General features: G+C 71.7%; 16 protein-coding genes and 1 riboswitch. Of the genes, 8 read left to right on the top strand and 8 right to left on the bottom strand.

The features are described from left to right. Nucleotides 1–37 precede the first annotated feature (37 nt). Complete coding sequence (locus tag AB8A24_RS29775; protein WP_369478066.1) at nt 38–1954, bottom strand: anthranilate synthase family protein; 1917 nt, start codon at nt 1952–1954, stop codon at nt 38–40. A gap of 340 nt (nt 1955–2294) precedes the next feature. On the opposite strand from AB8A24_RS29775, the gene AB8A24_RS29770 reads away from it, so the two are divergent. Both AB8A24_RS29770 and AB8A24_RS29765 read left to right on the top strand, forming a co-directional pair. Beyond that, on the top strand, nt 2295–3650 hold the full coding sequence (locus tag AB8A24_RS29770) for a class II 3-deoxy-7-phosphoheptulonate synthase (protein WP_030731231.1): 1356 nt from the start codon (nt 2295–2297) through the stop codon (nt 3648–3650). 174 nt (nt 3651–3824) lie between these two features. Beyond that, nucleotides 3825–4082 (top strand): (2Fe-2S)-binding protein, encoded by a 258-nt coding sequence (locus tag AB8A24_RS29765; RefSeq protein WP_328963669.1) that lies wholly within the window; start codon nt 3825–3827, stop codon nt 4080–4082. 6 nt (nt 4083–4088) lie between these two features. On the opposite strand, the gene bfr is transcribed toward AB8A24_RS29765, so the two are convergent. After that, nucleotides 4089–4565: a bacterioferritin gene (bfr, locus tag AB8A24_RS29760; protein ID WP_030731234.1), complete on the bottom strand. Its 477-nt coding sequence runs from the start codon at nt 4563–4565 to the stop codon at nt 4089–4091. A 173-nt stretch (nt 4566–4738) separates the two neighbouring features. On the opposite strand from bfr, the gene AB8A24_RS29755 reads away from it, so the two are divergent. Further along, the gene (locus AB8A24_RS29755) at nt 4739–5371 is read left to right on the top strand and encodes a sulfite oxidase-like oxidoreductase (protein ID WP_266390691.1); all 633 of its coding nucleotides are present in this window, start codon (nt 4739–4741) and stop codon (nt 5369–5371) included. A gap of 36 nt (nt 5372–5407) precedes the next feature. On the opposite strand, the gene AB8A24_RS29750 is transcribed toward AB8A24_RS29755, so the two are convergent. The 6 genes from AB8A24_RS29750 to thiO form a co-directional block, all read right to left on the bottom strand. Then, the gene (locus tag AB8A24_RS29750) at nt 5408–5926 is read right to left on the bottom strand and encodes a DUF4396 domain-containing protein (RefSeq protein ID WP_328963670.1); all 519 of its coding nucleotides are present in this window, start codon (nt 5924–5926) and stop codon (nt 5408–5410) included. Between the two features lie 91 nt (nt 5927–6017). Next, nucleotides 6018–6875 (bottom strand): deoxyribonuclease IV, encoded by an 858-nt coding sequence (locus AB8A24_RS29745; protein WP_266390685.1) that lies wholly within the window; start codon nt 6873–6875, stop codon nt 6018–6020. A gap of 9 nt (nt 6876–6884) precedes the next feature. After that, nucleotides 6885–8804 (bottom strand): Stk1 family PASTA domain-containing Ser/Thr kinase, encoded by a 1920-nt coding sequence (gene pknB / locus AB8A24_RS29740; RefSeq protein WP_369478065.1) that lies wholly within the window; start codon nt 8802–8804, stop codon nt 6885–6887. Between the two features lie 105 nt (nt 8805–8909). After that, nucleotides 8910–9704 carry a thiazole synthase gene (locus tag AB8A24_RS29735; protein WP_369478064.1) on the bottom strand — a complete coding sequence of 265 codons (795 nt, stop codon included), beginning with the start codon at nt 9702–9704 and terminating at the stop codon, nt 8910–8912. Between the two features lie 5 nt (nt 9705–9709). Then, a complete protein-coding gene (thiS, locus tag AB8A24_RS29730; RefSeq protein ID WP_266390679.1) occupies nt 9710–9910 on the bottom strand; it encodes a sulfur carrier protein ThiS in 201 nt (66 codons plus the stop codon). Further along, nucleotides 9907–11088, bottom strand: coding sequence for a glycine oxidase ThiO (gene thiO / locus AB8A24_RS29725; RefSeq protein WP_369478063.1), 1182 nt, complete (start codon nt 11086–11088; stop codon nt 9907–9909). The genes thiS and thiO overlap by 4 nt, the downstream gene beginning before the upstream one ends. After that, nucleotides 11086–11197, bottom strand: a riboswitch (TPP riboswitch). Its footprint overlaps the gene before it by 3 nt. Nucleotides 11198–11278: 81 nt before the next feature. On the opposite strand from thiO, the gene AB8A24_RS29720 reads away from it, so the two are divergent. The 5 genes from AB8A24_RS29720 (at nt 11279) to AB8A24_RS29700 (ending at nt 15791) form a co-directional block, all read left to right on the top strand. Further along, nucleotides 11279–12499 carry an FAD-dependent oxidoreductase gene (locus tag AB8A24_RS29720; RefSeq protein ID WP_328963673.1) on the top strand — a complete coding sequence of 407 codons (1221 nt, stop codon included), beginning with the start codon at nt 11279–11281 and terminating at the stop codon, nt 12497–12499. Between the two features lie 216 nt (nt 12500–12715). Further along, entirely contained in the window at nt 12716–13081 is a 366-nt protein-coding gene (locus AB8A24_RS29715) for an Rv2175c family DNA-binding protein (protein ID WP_030724382.1), read from the top strand. A gap of 86 nt (nt 13082–13167) precedes the next feature. Beyond that, nucleotides 13168–13803 carry a thiamine phosphate synthase gene (thiE, locus tag AB8A24_RS29710; protein WP_328963674.1) on the top strand — a complete coding sequence of 212 codons (636 nt, stop codon included), beginning with the start codon at nt 13168–13170 and terminating at the stop codon, nt 13801–13803. A 142-nt stretch (nt 13804–13945) separates the two neighbouring features. Then, on the top strand, nt 13946–14860 hold the full coding sequence (gene metF, locus AB8A24_RS29705) for a methylenetetrahydrofolate reductase [NAD(P)H] (RefSeq protein WP_033221795.1): 915 nt from the start codon (nt 13946–13948) through the stop codon (nt 14858–14860). Between the two features lie 49 nt (nt 14861–14909). Then, a complete protein-coding gene (locus AB8A24_RS29700; protein WP_328963675.1) occupies nt 14910–15791 on the top strand; it encodes a hypothetical protein in 882 nt (293 codons plus the stop codon). The last annotated feature ends 10 nt before the right edge of the window (nt 15792–15801 follow it).

Raw genomic sequence — 15801 nt, 5'->3', positions numbered from 1 at the left:
GCCCAGGGGGCGTGCGGCCCGTCCGGCGTGCGGCCCCTCAGGCCGGGGACACCGCCCGGATCCCGGCCAGCAGCTCGCGCAGCAGCTCCGCGCCCCGCAGGGTGAGGACCGACTCCGGATGGAACTGCACCCCCACGAAGCCCCCGGCCCGGGACCGCAGGGCGTGCACCTCGCCCGTGGCCGGATCGCGGGCCACCTCCACCCCCTGGGTCGCCAGCCGGCCGGCCAGGGCGTCGTCGCAGTGCGCGGTGTACGTGTTGTAGAAGCCGACCACCTCCTCGGCCCCGAACAGATCGATCCGGGTCTGCGCCCCCTGCGCCGGTTCCGCCTTGCGGATCAGCGGGAGGCCCAGCTCGGCCGCCAGCAGCTCATGGCCCAGGCAGACCCCGACCAGGCCGTGGCGATGCCCGGCCAGTAGGTCGGCCGCCAGCGCGCGCAGCATCCGCATCTTGGGGTCCGCGGCATCGGCCGGATCGCCCGGACCGGGGCCCAGGACCACCGGGCCCTCCCAGGCCAGGGCCGCGGCCCGCAGCCCCGGATCGTCGTAGCGGCGTACGGTCACCTCCAGCCCGGCCACCCTCGGACCCCCCACTCTCAAGACGTGGGCCAGCATCGCCGTGAAGGTGTCCTCGCCGTCCACCACCAGCGCGTGCCCGGACGGGACCGCGGGCCGCTCCTGCATCCGGAGCCAGAACGGCGCCAGGTCCTGGCGGCGAGCCGCGAGGGCCGCCCGCACCCGCGGATCGTCCCCCGGCCGGGCCCCCTCGACGAACGCCGGGCGCGGCGCGGCCGGCCGCACCCCGAGCGCCGCCAGCACCCCCGCCGCCTTCGCATGGGTCTCCGCCACCTCGCCCGCCGGATCCGAGTGCCGGACCAGCGTCGCGCCCACCGGCACCCGCACCGTGCCGTCCGCCGCGATGTCGGCGGTGCGGATCAGGATGGGGGAGTCGAGGGTCTGCGCCCCGGCGGCGTCCTGGCCCAGCAGGGCCAGCGCGCCCGCGTAGTAGCCGCGCCCGCCCGCCTCGTACCGCTCGATGACGCGGCAGGCGTTCTGCACGGGGGACCCGGTGACCGTCGCCGCGAACATGGTTTCGCGCAGCACCTCCCGCACGTCCAGCGAGGACCGGCCGCGCAGCTCGTACTCGGTGTGCGCGAGGTGGGACATCTCCTTCAGCCGCGGTCCGACGACGACCCCGCCCATGTCGCCGACGGTGCACATCATCTTCAGTTCCTCGTCGACCACCATCGACAGCTCCTCGGTCTCCTTGCGGTCGCCGAGGAAGGCGAGGAGGGAGTCGACCGTCGGCCCCCCGGCCGGATAGCGGTACGTGCCGCTGATCGGGTTCATCACGACCGTCCGGCCGGACATCCGTACGTGCACCTCGGGGCTCGCCCCGACGAGGGTCCGCTCCCCGGTGTGGACCACGTACGTCCAGTACGCGCCCCGCTCGCCCTCCAGCAGCCGCCGGAACAGCGCGAGCGCGTCGGCCCGGCCGAAACCGTCGATGCGGCCCTCGTAGGTGCGTCGGATGACGAAGTTCGCCCCCTCGCCGCGGCCGATCTCGTCCTCGACGACCCGCCGGACGGTGGCCGCGTACTCCTCGTCGGGGACGTCGAAGCGGCCGCCGTCGACCCGCACCGGGTGGTTCGGCAGCGTGGCCAGCGCCTCGGCGAGCGGGATCTCGTACACCTCCTCGGCGACCAGCACGCTCAGCGGCGTGCCGTCGTCGCGGACGTCGAAGCCGCGCTCCCGGATCTGCCGGAAGGGGACGAGCGCGAGCGAGGGCAGCTCGCCGACCTGCCGGTCGGCGAGCCGTTCGACCTCGCCGACCTGCCCGATCAGCACCTCGACGGTGTCGTGGTCGCGGCCGGGCGTCCGCCGGCGCAGCAGGGCGAAGGGCGGGCAGGAGGGGTCGAGCAGTCGGCTCAAGCGGTCGGGTCGGCTGGGGTTCATGGGGCGGAGCGTCCTTCCGGTGGGAGGAGCGGCCCCTGGGATCCGACAGCATGGTCGAAAACGCGGAAGGAAGCCCCCCCGGGGGGGCTTCGCGTCGTGCGTGTCTTCAGGTACGCGCGAGAAGTGGGCCGCCGGGAGCGGGCCACCACCAGTTCTGGTTCGCGTGCGCGTACATGGTGGGCACCTTAGCCCAGACCGCCCCCGCGGGGCAGGATCTGTCTCGCGACGTGAGCTGAACCATGGATTCCGTTCCGTCGGATGCCCGTGACCTTTGAGCTGGTTCGTCTCACGTTGTGGGCGGGGGGCCGAACGCGGCGTGTGACGCCGTAATGTGTACGAGGTGACCGTGAACGCTGAAACCCAAGCCCCCGCCGCCAAGGCGACCTGGCGAGACCTTCCCGCGGCGCAGCAGCCTTCGTACCCCGATGCCGAGGCTCTGCGCGCTGTCGTCGCGGACCTCGAGTCGTATCCGCCCCTCGTTTTCGCGGGTGAGTGCGACCAGCTGCGCGCCCGTCTGGGAGCCGTCGCCAAGGGCGAGGCGTTCCTGCTCCAGGGCGGCGACTGTGCCGAGGCCTTCGACGGCGTCTCCGCCGACCACATCCGCGCCAAGCTGAAGACGCTGCTCCAGATGAGCGCCGTCCTGACGTACGCGGCCTCCGTGCCCGTCGTCAAGGTCGGCCGCATCGCGGGCCAGTACTCCAAGCCGCGCTCCAAGGACACCGAGACCCGCGACGGCGTCACCCTGCCGACCTACCGCGGCGACTCCGTCAACGGCTTCGCCTTCACCGAAGAGGCCCGGATCCCGGACCCCGAGCGGCTGAAGCGCATGTACAACGCCTCCGCCTCGACGCTCAACCTGGTGCGCGCGTTCACCACCGGTGGTTACGCCGACCTGCGCCAGGTGCACGCCTGGAACCAGGACTTCGTGAAGTCCAGCCCCTCCGGGCAGCGCTACGAGCAGCTCGCGCGGGAGATCGACAACGCGCTGAACTTCATGAAGGCCTGTGGCACCGACCCGGCCGAGTTCAAGGCCGTCGAGTTCTACGCCTCCCACGAGGCGCTGCTGCTCGACTACGAGGGTGCGCTGACCCGCACCGACTCGCGCACCGGCAAGCTGTACGACACCTCCGGCCACATGGTCTGGATCGGTGAGCGCACCCGCCAGCTGGACCACGCGCACATCGAGTTCTGCGCGCAGATCGCCAACCCGATCGGCATCAAGCTCGGCCCCACCACCACGGTGGACGAGGCGCTGACGTACATCGACCGCCTGGACCCCGAGCGCGAGCCGGGCCGGCTGACCTTCGTCGTCCGCATGGGCGCCGACAAGGTCCGCGACAAGCTCCCCGAGCTGGTCGAGAAGGTCACCGCCTCCGGTGCGACCGTCGCCTGGGTCACCGACCCGATGCACGGCAACACCTTCGAGGCGGCCTCCGGCCACAAGACGCGCCGTTTCGACGACGTGCTCGACGAGGTCAAGGGCTTCTTCGAGGTCCACAAGGCGCTGGGTACCCACCCGGGCGGCATCCACGTCGAGCTCACCGGTGACGACGTCACCGAGTGCGTGGGCGGCGGCGACGAGATCTTCGTCGACGACCTGCACCAGCGCTACGAGACGGCCTGCGACCCGCGGCTCAACCGCAGCCAGTCCCTGGACCTGGCGTTCCTGGTCGCCGAGATGTACCGCGACCAGTAAGGATCAATCAGTACCTTCGTACGGCGATGGGGCGCGGATCGATGTGATCCGCGCCCCATCGTCGTACAGGGGGCTTTTAGGCCACCCTAACTTTGGGTACGGTTAGGTAAGCCTCACCGAAATGGGGATGGCTCGCTGAACCGCAGAACCATTCCGCCCAGGGAGGTGAACCGCGTGTACGTCTGCTCTTGCTTCGGTGTCACCGACAAGCAGGTCAAGGAGCACGCGGCGGCCGGGGCCTGCACCCCGCGCCAGATCGCCTCGGCCACCAAGGCCGGCACCGAATGCGGATCGTGCGTGCGCACCATCCAGGGCATCCTCGGCCGTGGGGCGTGCCCCCGCCGGGAGCTGCTGGAGAAGGGCCAGACGGCGGCCGTGCTCGCCGCGGAGCCGGGAACGGCGCGTTCGGCGGAGCTGGCGGAAGCGGCCTAGAGCCGGTTAGCTCGGCTGCTCGATCAGCTGCGAGATGTACAGCGGCTCGCCCAGGGACTCGATGAGCTCCAGCTGGGTGTCGAGGTAGTCGATGTGGTGCTCCTCGTCCTCCAGGATCTCCTCGAAGAGCCGGGCCGAGGTGATGTCACCCTTGCCGCGCATGACCTCGATACCCCGCTTGAGCCGGTCGATGGCCTCGACCTCGACCTGGCGGTCCGCCTGGAACATCTCCGTGAGCGTCTGCCCGACGCGCACGTGGAAGAGGCGCTGGTAGTTCGGCAGGCCGTCGAGCATCAGGATGCGCTCGGTGATCTTGTCCGCGTGCTTCATCTCGTCGATGGACTCTTCACGCGTGTACTTGGCGAGCTTGGTCCAGCCCTTGTTGTCCTGGATGCGGTAGTGCAGCCAGTACTGGTTGATGGCCGTCAGCTCGCCGGTCAGCTGCTCGTTCAGAAACTCAAGGACCTCGGGGTCGCCCTGCATCGCACAGGCTCCTTCCAGGCAATGTCAGCTATGTGACGGGGCAGTTGCGCGCATCCTCGCATCGCCACCGGGGACCGTCCAGTAAGTGCCTCCTTAGTGGGAGTTACCGTGACTTGCCCGAATCGGCCCAGACCTGGTCATGACCACCCTGCCCAGTCTGTCACCATGGAGTCATGGGTCAGCCGGAAAGCCGGGAATCTCCGGGAGCAGAGCAGCTGGAGCTTCCACCGGGGCAGCGGCTGCAGAGGGGCTGGCCGGTCACCCACTACGGGCCCGTACCCAAGTTCAAGCCGGACCGCTGGGAGTTCCGCGTCTTCGGCGCGACGGCCGACGGGGACAAGCACTGCTGGAACCACGAGGAGTTCACGGCCCTGCCGTTCGACACCGTCGTGGCCGATCTGCACTGCGTCACGAAGTTCAGCATGCAGGGCGCCGAATGGGGCGGTGTGCTCGCCCGCGAGGTCCTCGCCCTGGCACCCCCCGCGCCGCAGGTCACGCACGTGATGGTGTGGGCCGAGTACGGCTTCAGCTCCAACCTGCGGCTGGCCGACTTCGCCTCCGACCGCACCGTCTTCGCCACGCACGAGGGCGGTGAACTGCTCACCGCCGAGCACGGGTTCCCGGTACGGCTGGTGGTCCCGCACCTGTACGCCTGGAAGGGCCCCAAGTGGGTCCGCGGCATCGAGTACATGACCGCCGACCGCCGTGGCTTCTGGGAGGAGCGCGGCTACCACAACATCGGCGACCCGTGGCGCGAGCAGCGCTACTCGTACCAGGAGGAGCCCGGGGAGGGCCCCGAACTGTAGGGGCGCGGCGGCGCCCCCGCGTCCGGCGGCGCTCGCTCAGTGGTGGTACCGATGCACGACCGCGTGACCCATGCCGCGGCCGATCATCCACTTGTTGACCGGAGTCGTGATCACGAACGCGGCCGCCAGCGCGATCGCCAGGACGATCCAGAACAGCGGCTCCGAGAGGTGCGCGTCCATCGCGCCGGGCCACAGGGCGATCACCCCGTTGTCGATCAGCTCCATGACGGCGATCGAAAGAGTGTCCGCGGCCAGCGCCACCCGGATGGCCGTACGGAGGTCGACGCCGGCGGCGAGGATCCCGCGCAGGGTGAGGGCGTAGCCGAAGAAGAACGCGAGGACGATCGCCAGGATCATCGTCTGCACGTTCCCCCAGCCGAGCGCGGTACCGATGATCATGCCGAGCACCTCGCCGATGGCGCATCCGGTGAGGCAGTGCAGGGTGGCCCGGGCGGCCGTGCCCCAACTGACCGAGCCGCCGGCGCCGTGCGCGTGGTGGTTCTCGTGGACCTTGTGGCTCTCGTGTCCTTCGTGACCCTCGTGCATGTGCTCCATGACAACCCCCTCGTGGGAACGTCGGGTAGCGGTCCCGTCGATATGCCGGAACCGTATACCCCCCTGGGGTATTCCTCAAGGGATCGATGGATCACTGCGGGCCGCGCAGCTCCTTCAGCAGCGCCACGTCCGCCGCATGCCCTTCCTTGCCGCCGGGCGTCTCGATGATCAGTGGTACGCCGTCCATCGCGGGGTGCGAGATCAGCTCCGCGAAGGCGTCCCGGCCGATGTGCCCCTGGCCGATGTTGGCGTGCCGGTCCTTGTGGGCGCCGACGCCCTCCTTGGAGTCGTTCGCGTGGACCAGCTTCAGCCGGCCCTCACCCACCGTGTCCACGAGCAGGTCCAGCATCACCTTCGACCCGCCCGGCTCCGCCAGATCGTGGCCGGCCGCGAAGATGTGGCAGGTGTCCAGGCAGATCCCCAGCTTCGGGTGGTGGTCGAGCGCCTCGAAATACGGGCCGAAGTCCTCGGCGAGCGAGCACAGCGAGAAGCCCTGCCCGGCCGTGGACTCCAGCAGCAGGAACGGGTCGTCGTCGTGCGTCAGCTCGTCCAGCAGCGGCAGCATGTGCTCCCTGACCTGCGCGTACGCCACCTCGCGCGGGCGTCCCCCGGTCGCCGACCCGGTGTGCACGACCACCCCGAGCGCGCCGATCTCCCGGCCGCGGCGCAGCGAGTGGCGCAGCGACTCCACCGACTTCTCCACGGTCGCCTCGGTGTGCGAGCCGAAGTTGATCAGGTACGGGGCATGCACGTACGCCGGGATCGACCCGGCAGCGCACTCCGCCCGGAACCGTTCGTCCTGCGCCGGATTGCCGACCGGCGTGGCCCAGCCGCGCGGATTGGCGACGAAGACCTGGACGGCCTCCGCCCCCATCTCCCGGGCGTAGGTCAGGCCGACCGAGGCGAGCCCCCCGGCAACGGGGACGTGCCCGCCCACTGGATTGCGCATCACTACGGCTTACAGCCCCTTGGTCGTGATCGTGATCGTGCTGCCCTCGGGGGCGTTCTGTCCGGCCGGCACCGACTGGGTGTCGATCGTCTTGCTGAACGAGATCAACGGCCGGTCCACCTTCACCTTGAAGCCGGCCGCCTCCAGCGCCTTGCGGGCCGCGTCCATGTCCTGACCGGTCACGTTCGGGACCGGGACCTGCCGAGGACCCTTGGACACGGTCAGCGTGACCGTGTCCCCGGCCGCGGCCTGCGTGCCGGCGCCGATCGACTGGTTGGCGACCGTACCGGCCACGAAGGGGGCGTTCACCTGCTCGGGAGCCGTCGCGACCTTGAGGCCCAGGGCCTCCAGAGCCGCCTTCGCCTGGTCGACGGGCACCCCGGTCACGCTCGGGACCGGCACCGGGCGGCCCTTGCTGACGACGAGCGAGACCGCCGTGTCGGGCGCCCGCTTCTCGCCGCCCGTCGGATTCGTGCTGATCACCGAACCCTGGGCGATGTCCTGGCTGAAGGCCTGCGTCACCATGCCGGGCGCCAGCCCGGACCGCGTCAGCTCGGCCTTCGCCTCCTCCAGCGGCCGGCCCATCAGGTTGGGCACGGCCACGACCTCGGGGCCGCGGGAGAGGGTGATGGTCACCGCGCCGTTGCCGCGGATCCGCCGGCCGCCCGGGGGATCGGTGTTCATCACCGTCCCGCGGTCGAAGGCGTCGCTGAACTTCCGGTCCACCCCCTTCACCCCGAGCCCGGCCGCGGACAGCTGGGAGCGGGCCTGCGCCTCGGTCTTGCCGAGCAGGTTGGGGACCTTCGTGAACTGCCCGGAATTGATGTACCAGACGCCGACCCCGAGCCCGAGCGCGAGCAGCACGCCCGCGACGACGAGCAGCACCCCACGCGAGGGCCGCCGCGCGGTGCCCCCGGCGGGGCGGTGCGTGGGCGGAGCGGGCGGGGCGGACGGCATCTCCAGGCGGGAGGTGTGCTGCACGGGCTGCTGCGCGACCACCGGGCGCGGGATCACACCCGTACGGTCCTCGGCGGACGAACGTTCCTCGGCGTGCGCCTGCGGCGGTACGGCGTCCAGCTCGGCGTCGCTGAGCTGCGCGCGGGCCTCACGGGTGAGGCCGAGCAGGGCGGCCGCGTCGTAGGGACGCAGATCGGGATTGCGGGCGGCGGCCTGCGCGACCAGCTCGTCGAGCCCGACGGCGAGCCCCGGGACCACGGCCGACGGGGGCGGGACGTCCTCGTGCAGGTGCTGGTAGAGCACCTGCGCGGCGGTTCCGCCGAGGTGGGGCTTGGAGCCGGTGAGCATCTCGTAGAGGACGACACCGCAGGCGTAGACGTCCACGCGGGTGTCGGTGACGCCGTTCTCGATCTGCTCGGGGGCCAGGTAGGAGACCGTACCGAGGACGGAGCCCGTGGTGTTGGTCACCGAGTCGACCGACCGGACCAGCCCGAAGTCGGCCACCTTCACCCGGCCGTCGTCCCCGATCAGGACGTTCTCGGGCTTCATGTCGCGGTGGACGAAGCCGGCCCGGTGGGCGGCGCCGAGGGCGGCGAGCACCGGTTCGAGGATGTCGAGGGCGGCCCGGGGCCGGAGCGCGCCGCGCTCGCGGAGCACGTCGCGCAGGGTGCAGCCGGAGACGTACTCCATGGCCAGGTACACGTACGGGCCGTCCGTGCCCTGGTCGAAGACGGCGACCACGTTCGGGTGCGCGAGCCGGGCCACGGACTTCGCCTCGCGGATGAACCGGTCGACGAAGGCGGCGTCGGCGGCGAGCGCCGGGTGCATCACCTTCAGGGCGAGCACCCGGTCGAGGCGGGTGTCGACGGCCCGGTAGACCGTGGCCATGCCGCCGGCCGCGATGCGGGCGTCGATGCGGTAGCGGCCGTCGAGCACGCGCCCGACGAGGGGGTCATCCAGGGTCGTATCCACCCGGCGATTCTACGAGCCGCCACCCGGCACCCGTCCTGGGCGGGTCGCCTTGCAGCGCACCTGTGACGTGTACGGTCCCGCACACGCGGGCATTCGTACGCCTCCTCAGAACGCCGGGCGTTCCGGGTCCAGGCTTGCGCGGCCGTCCGTGGGGGAGGACGCTTCCGCGAAGCGGCGTTGGGGGATGCGGCCCGCGCGGAAGGCGAGGCGGCCCGCCGAGACGGCGTCCCGCATGGCCGACGCCATGAGGACCGGTTCCTGTGCGCGGGTCACCGCCGAGGCCAGCATCACCGCCGCGCAGCCCAGTTCCATCGCCAGGGCCGCGTCGGACGCCGTGCCCGCGCCCGCGTCCAGGATGACCGGGACCGACGCGCGTTCCGTGATCAGCTCGAAGTTGTGCGGGTTGCGGATGCCCATGCCGGATCCGATGGGGGACCCGAGCGGCATGATCGCCGCGCAGCCCACGTCCTCCAGCTTCCGTGCGAGCACCGGGTCGTCGTTGGTGTACGGGAGCACCGTGAAGCCCTCGTCGACCAGGATCTCGGCGGCGTCCAGCAGCTCGACGCCGTCCGGCAGGAGGGTCCGTTCGTCCGCGACCACCTCCAGCTTGATCCAGTCCGTGCCGAGCGCCTCCCGGGCCAGCCGGGCCGTGAGGACGGCCTCGCCCGCCGTGAAGCAGCCCGCCGTGTTGGGGAGGACGGAGATGCCGAGCTTGGTCAACACGGACAGGACGGAGCCCTGGACCGTGGGGTCCAGCCGCCGCATCGCGACCGTGGTGAGTTCGGTTCCGGAGGCGACGAGGGCGCGTTCCAGGATGTCCAGGCTCGGGGCCCCGCCCGTGCCCATGATCAGGCGGGAGGTGAAGGTCCGGCCGCCGAGGGTGAAGAGGTCGTCCGCCATGTCGGTCAGCCCCCCTGTACCGCGGTGAGGATCTCGACCCGGTCGCCTTCGCCCACGACGGTGGCGGGCCACTGCCCGCGCGGGACCACGGTCTCGTTGAGTGCGGCGGCGACGCCGGAGGGGGCGGAGGTCAGGGTGGCGACCACCGTGTCGAGGGTGGCGCCGGCCGCGACCTCGCGCGGTTCGCCGTTCACGGAGATGGTCATGCGTACGACTCCTGACGTTCGGCGGAGAACCGGCGGGGGGTGAAGGGGCGCGCGATCTCCGGCAGTTCGCCGGTGGCCAGCAGCTCGGCGAGGACCTCGCCGGTGAGGGGGGTCAGTAGCACCCCGTTGCGGTAGTGCCCGGTGGCCAGGTGCAGGCCCGGCAGGTCGGTCGGGCCGAGCAGCGGGGCGTTGTCGGGGGATCCGGGGCGCAGTCCCGCCCGGGTCTCGGTGAGCGGGAGTTCGGTGATGCCGGGGACCAGTTCGTGGGCGTCGCGCAGGAGTTCGTAGACCCCGCCCGCGGTGACGGTGGTGTCCCAGCCGAGTTCCTCGCTGGTGGCGCCGACGACGAGTTCGCCGTTCTCGCGCGGCACCAGGTAGACGTGGCTGCCGCGGACGACGGCCCGGACGGTCCGCGACAGGAACGGCGCGTAGGCGGCCGGCACCGTGAGCCGCAGGACCTGGCCCTTGACCGGCCGTACGGGGGCCACGACCTGCGGCGGCACGCCCGCCAGCCGGCCGGTGAACGAGCCCGCGGCGAGGACCACCTGGTCTGCGAGCAGCTCCGTACCGTCGTCGAGGAGGGCTCCGGTCGCCCGGTCGGTGGTGGTGAGCAGCCGCTGCGCGGCCGTCCGGTGGATGGTCACGCCGGCGCGTTCGCAGGCGGCCAGCAGGGCGGCCGCGAGTCGGCGGGGGTCGACCTGGTGGTCGCCGTCGACGCGCAGCCCGCCGCGTACGCCCGGGGCGAGCATGGGCTCCAGGCGGCGGCACTCGCGGCCGGTGAGCCACTCGGACTCCAGGCCGCAGCGGCGCTGCAGGGCGTGCAGTTCGCGCAGGTGGAGGCGGTCGTCGGCGTCGAGGGCGACGGCGAGGGTGCCGCAGGTGCGGTAGCCGATGTCCAGGCCGCCGCTCGCCTCGGCGAGTTCGGCGGCGAACTGCGGATAGCGTGCGGCGGAGGCGAGGCCGAGGCCGAGCAGGGCCTCCTCGCCGTAGTGCAGTTCGGTGACGGGGGCGAGCATGCCGGCCGCGACCTGGGCGGCGCCGCCGCCGGGTGCGGGGTCGGCGAGTACGGTGCGCAGCCCGCGCGCGGCGGCCCGCCAAGCGGTGACCAGGCCGATGATTCCGCCCCCGATGACGAGGACGTCGGATCCCGTGGCGGAACCCTTCCGAGATGAGTGCATGGGCGTCCAGCCCCTCCCTTCGCCGGCATGACCCGGATCAGGTTCGTACGGTCGGAGGCCGGCCAGCCTCCCTCTCAGCCCGGTGCGCCGGACTCCCGCGATAGGTACGGTGGCCAGACTAACCCGGCCGTGGAGGGCGGGTAAGGCGGCACCTATTCCTGACGGAGCGTCAGATGATTAGGGTGGCGGCGTGAGCGAGCAGACGGAACAGAATCAGCGAGGCGTCGTGATCGTCGGCGCCGGAATGGCCGGGGTGCAGACCGCCGTGGCCCTGCGCGAACAGGGCTTCACCGGCCCCGTGACCCTGCTGGGAGCCGAACCCCACCAGCCCTACGACCGCCCCCCGCTGTCCAAGGCGGTACTCCTCGGCAAGGCCGAGGACTCCGCCTTCGACGTGGACTTCGAAGGCCTCGACATCGACCTCAGGCTCGGCGTCGAGGTCACCGGACTGCGCGCCGCCGTCCACGAGCTGGACACCGAGACGGGACCCGTCCCCTACGGGACCCTCGTCCTGGCGACCGGCGCGCAGCCGCTGACCATCCCCGGCACCGAGGGCGTCCCGGGCGTGCACCTGCTGCGCACGCTGGACGACGCCGCCCGGCTGCGCCCGGTGCTGGCCGCCTCCCCCCGGGCCGTGGTCGTCGGGGCGGGCTGGATCGGCGCCGAGTTCGCCACCGCCGCCCGGGAGGCGGGCTGCGAGGTCACCGTGGTCGAGGCGGCGGACCGGGTCCTGGCGGGGGCGCTGCCCGCCGAGGTCACCGAGCCGATGGCGCGCTGGTACCAGGAGGCGGGCGCGGAGCTGATCACCGGGGCGAAGGTCGCCGGGATCGAGGAGGGGCGGGTCCTGCTGGCGGACGGGCGAGCCCTGCCCGCCGGCGCGGTGGTGGTGGGCATCGGCGCGCGCCCCGCCACCGGATGGCTGGACGGGACCGGCGTGGAACGCGGCCCCGACGGATCGATCACCGCGGACGCGTACCTGAGGACCTCGCTGCCCGGGGTGTACGCGGTCGGCGACTGCGCCTCCTTCCCCTCCGGGCGGTACGGGACGCGACTGCTCGTGCACCACTGGGACAACGCCCTGCAGGGGCCCAGGGCGGTCGCGGCGAACATCCTGGCCGGGGAGCCGGCCCAGGTCTACGACCCGGTGCCGTACTTCTGGTCGGAGCAGTTCGGCCGCTTCGTCCAGTACGCCGGCCACCACGGCGGGGCCGACACCCTGATCCTGCGCGGGGATCCGGCCGGCCCCACCTGGTCGGCGTGCTGGCTGCGCGACGGCGCACTGGTCGCGGTCCTGGCGGTGGGCCGCCCGCGCGACCTGGCGCAGGGTCGCAAGCTCATCGAGACGGGCGTCCCCGTGGACCCCGCCAAGGTCGGCGACCCCTCGGTCCCGCTGAAGTCGGCCACGGCCTGACGGCCGCCGGGCTCCGCCCGGACCCGCGCCTCGAACGCCGGCGAGGCTGGATCGTGGCTGCTGCCGTCCACCTGGTGGGGGCGGACGCCCGTAGGGAAATCTCGGCCCCGCCGGCGTTCGCGGCGCGGGGTCCGGGGCGGAGCCTCGGCATGGACCGCGACCCGGACGGGGCTGCTCAGGTACCGGCGGCGGAGCCGAGATGGCAGGCTTGTGTCTGTGACCGAGATTGACGCAAAGATCGATGCCCTTGTCCCCTCATGGCTGTACCTCCCCGACATCGCGGAGATGCTGAACATCGAGGTGACCCGGGTCCGCCAGATGGTCAAGGAAGGGCAGCTCATCGCCGTCCGCCGGGGCGAGAACCGCTCCCTGCAGGTGCCGGCTCCCTTCATCGACGGCGACAAGGTCGTCAAGGGCCTCGTCGGTCTGCTGACCGTGCTGCGCGACGACCGCTTCACCGAGGAGGAGATCCTGGAATGGCTCTTCACCGAGGATCCGACCCTGCCCGGCACCCCCGTGCAGGCGCTGAGCGAGAATCGCGGCACGGAGGTGAAGCGCCGCGCTCAGGCGCTCGCCCTCTGACCTGATCGCCTTCGCTCCACAGCGGTGTACGGGCCCACGGCCGCGGCCCCGGTCCGTACACCGCATCCACCACGGGGGGTACACCCATGCAGCTGTCCGACGCCCGGCTCTACCTCTGCACGGACGCCCGCAAGCGCCAGGGTGACCTCCCCGACTTCCTCGACGCCGTGCTCTCCTCGGGCGTGGACATCGTCCAGCTCCGCGACAAGGGCATGGAGGCGGGGGAGGAGCTCGAACACCTCCAGGTCTTCGCCGAGGCCGCCCGCCGCCACGGCAAGCTCCTCGCCGTGAACGACCGCGCCGACGTCGCCCACGCCATCGGCTCCGACGTCCTGCACCTCGGCCAGGGCGACATCCCCGTCCCCGCGGCCCGCGCCATCCTCGGCGAAGGGGTGCTGATCGGCCGGTCCTGCCACGCCGAGGACGAGGTCGACGCGGCCGTCGCCGAAGCCGGCGTGGACTACTTCTGCACCGGCCCCTGCTGGCCCACCCCCACCAAGCCCGGCCGCCACGCCCCGGGCCTGGACCTCGTCCGGTACGCGGCCTCCCTGGAGCAGGACCGCCCCTGGTTCGCCATCGGCGGCATCGACGGCTCGAACCTGGACGAGGTGCTGGACGCAGGCGCCACCCGCATCGTGGTCGTCCGCGCCCTCACCGAGGCCACCGACCCCGGCGCGGCCGCCGCGGAGCTCGCCAAGCGGGTCCGGGCCCGCCTCGGCTGAGCCCCGTCCGCCCGGACGACGGGCGGTCGCGGTACCCCGTACGGACGCCTTCCGGCCAGAGCCGGGCCCACACGTGTCCAAAAACGTGTCCAAAAGGCGGACAAGGCTTCGGTGTCCGCCGGGCCGCGTCTAACCTGCCCACATGGCCTCTGGTACCGCTTCCACCTGGTCGGATCGTGCACACACGGTCCGCGACCTCCTCGCGTCCGGGCGCTCGTACTCCTTCGAGTTCTGGGCCCCGAAGACGGAGAAGGGCGAACGCAACCTTTGGAACGCCCTGCGCCGGGTCGAGGCGGTATCTCCCAGTTTCGTGTCCGTGACCTACGGAGCCGGCGGCTCCACCCGCGGTGGCACCGTCAAGGCCACCCAGGAGATCGCCGCGGACACCACCCTCACGCCCGTCGCGCACCTGACCGCCGTGGACCACTCCATCGCCGAGCTGCGCCACGTCATCGGCCAGTTCGCCGACGCCGGGATCCGCAACATGCTCGCCCTGCGCGGTGACCCGCCGGGCGACCCGATGGCCGAGTGGGTGTCCCACCCCGAGGGCGTGCACTACGCCGCCGACCTGGTGAGGCTGCTCAAGGAGTCCGGGGACTTCTGCGTCGGTGTCGCGGCCTTCCCCGAGATGCACCCCCGATCGACGGACTGGGATACGGACATCCGGCACTTCGTGGACAAGTGCCGTGCCGGCGCCGACTACGCGATCACCCAGATGTTCTTCGATCCCGAGAATTATCTGCGGCTGCGCGACAGCGTCGAGAAGGCGGGCTGCGACACCCCGATCATCCCCGAGGTCATGCCTGTTGTGGGCATCAAGCAGCTCGACCGACTGCCCCAACTGAGCACCGCGGTCTTCCCCGCGGACGTGAAAGAGCGCATGCTCGCCGTCAAGGACGACCCGGCCGCTGTACGCTCCATTGGCATCGAGTTCGCCACGGAGTTCTGCGCGCGGCTGCTGTCCGAGGGTGTCCCGGGGCTGCACTTCATCACGCTCAACAATTCCACGGCGACTCTCGAAATCTACGAGAACCTGGGCCTGCACCAGCGGGCCTGAGCGGCCGTCCCCGTTCCCGCGCCGGCGGCCGTACCGAGAGGGGCCATGCATGGGAATGACGGTCCTCTACATCGCGTTCGGTTTCGTCGCGCTGTGGCTGCTTGCCGAGGTCCTGATGCAGTACAAGGCCCGGCTCCGCTGGCGCCTGCTCGCCTTCGCCGGCTTCCTCGGCGTGGTCGCCGGCGTGATACTGCCGTCGGTGCCGGTCATCGGCGCCGGCGCGTTGGCGTTCGCCGTGGGCCAGACCCTGGTGACGCTGTCCTTCCGCAAGGGCTTCGTCGCCGGCTGGGCGGTGCGCCGCGGCGGTGAGCCCGTACGGAAGCAGACGCGCCGCCGCCGGGCCTCCGGCACCACGTCGGAGCCGGCCCTCAAGGTCACCGCGCTGCAGTACGAGGACACCGACGGGTCCGGATCCGAGGACCGGGACGGGGCCGCCGAGGAGCGGTCGTTCCGGGACGCGCCCCCGGCGGTCTACAGCACGGAGCCGGTTCCCGAGGACACCGGGTCCTACGGGATACAGAGTTTCGCGCCCCCCGCGGTCGACCGGACCGCGGCCTTCGCCTCGCCCTTCACCACGGCCGAGCAGGACGCCCACCAGTACGCGGCGTACTACGACCAGCAGAACCAGGGCGGCTACGACTACTCGGGCGGCTACCCGACGGGCGACCAGCAGCAGGTCTACGCCGCCTACTCGGACCCGTACATCGGCACCGGCGGCGGCGTCGTACCGCCCCAGCCGTACGACTACACCCCGTACGCCGACTACGGGCAGCAGCAGTACTCCACGGACACCCCGCCCGGCGGGGTCTGGGTCCCGCAGCAGCGGTCCACCGACGGGGCCGGCCAGTCCTACCCGATGGAGGACCAGGGCGAGCAGCCGCAGCAGTACCCGTACCCCCAGCAGGGCGGGTACGAGCAGTACCGCTACTGACGAACCCCGC

It is taken from the genome of Streptomyces sp. BF23-19 (genome assembly GCF_041106355.1).
In the GTDB taxonomy this organism is placed as follows: domain Bacteria; phylum Actinomycetota; class Actinomycetes; order Streptomycetales; family Streptomycetaceae; genus Streptomyces; species Streptomyces virginiae_A.
This window is presented reverse-complemented; position numbering and strand designations above follow the sequence as displayed.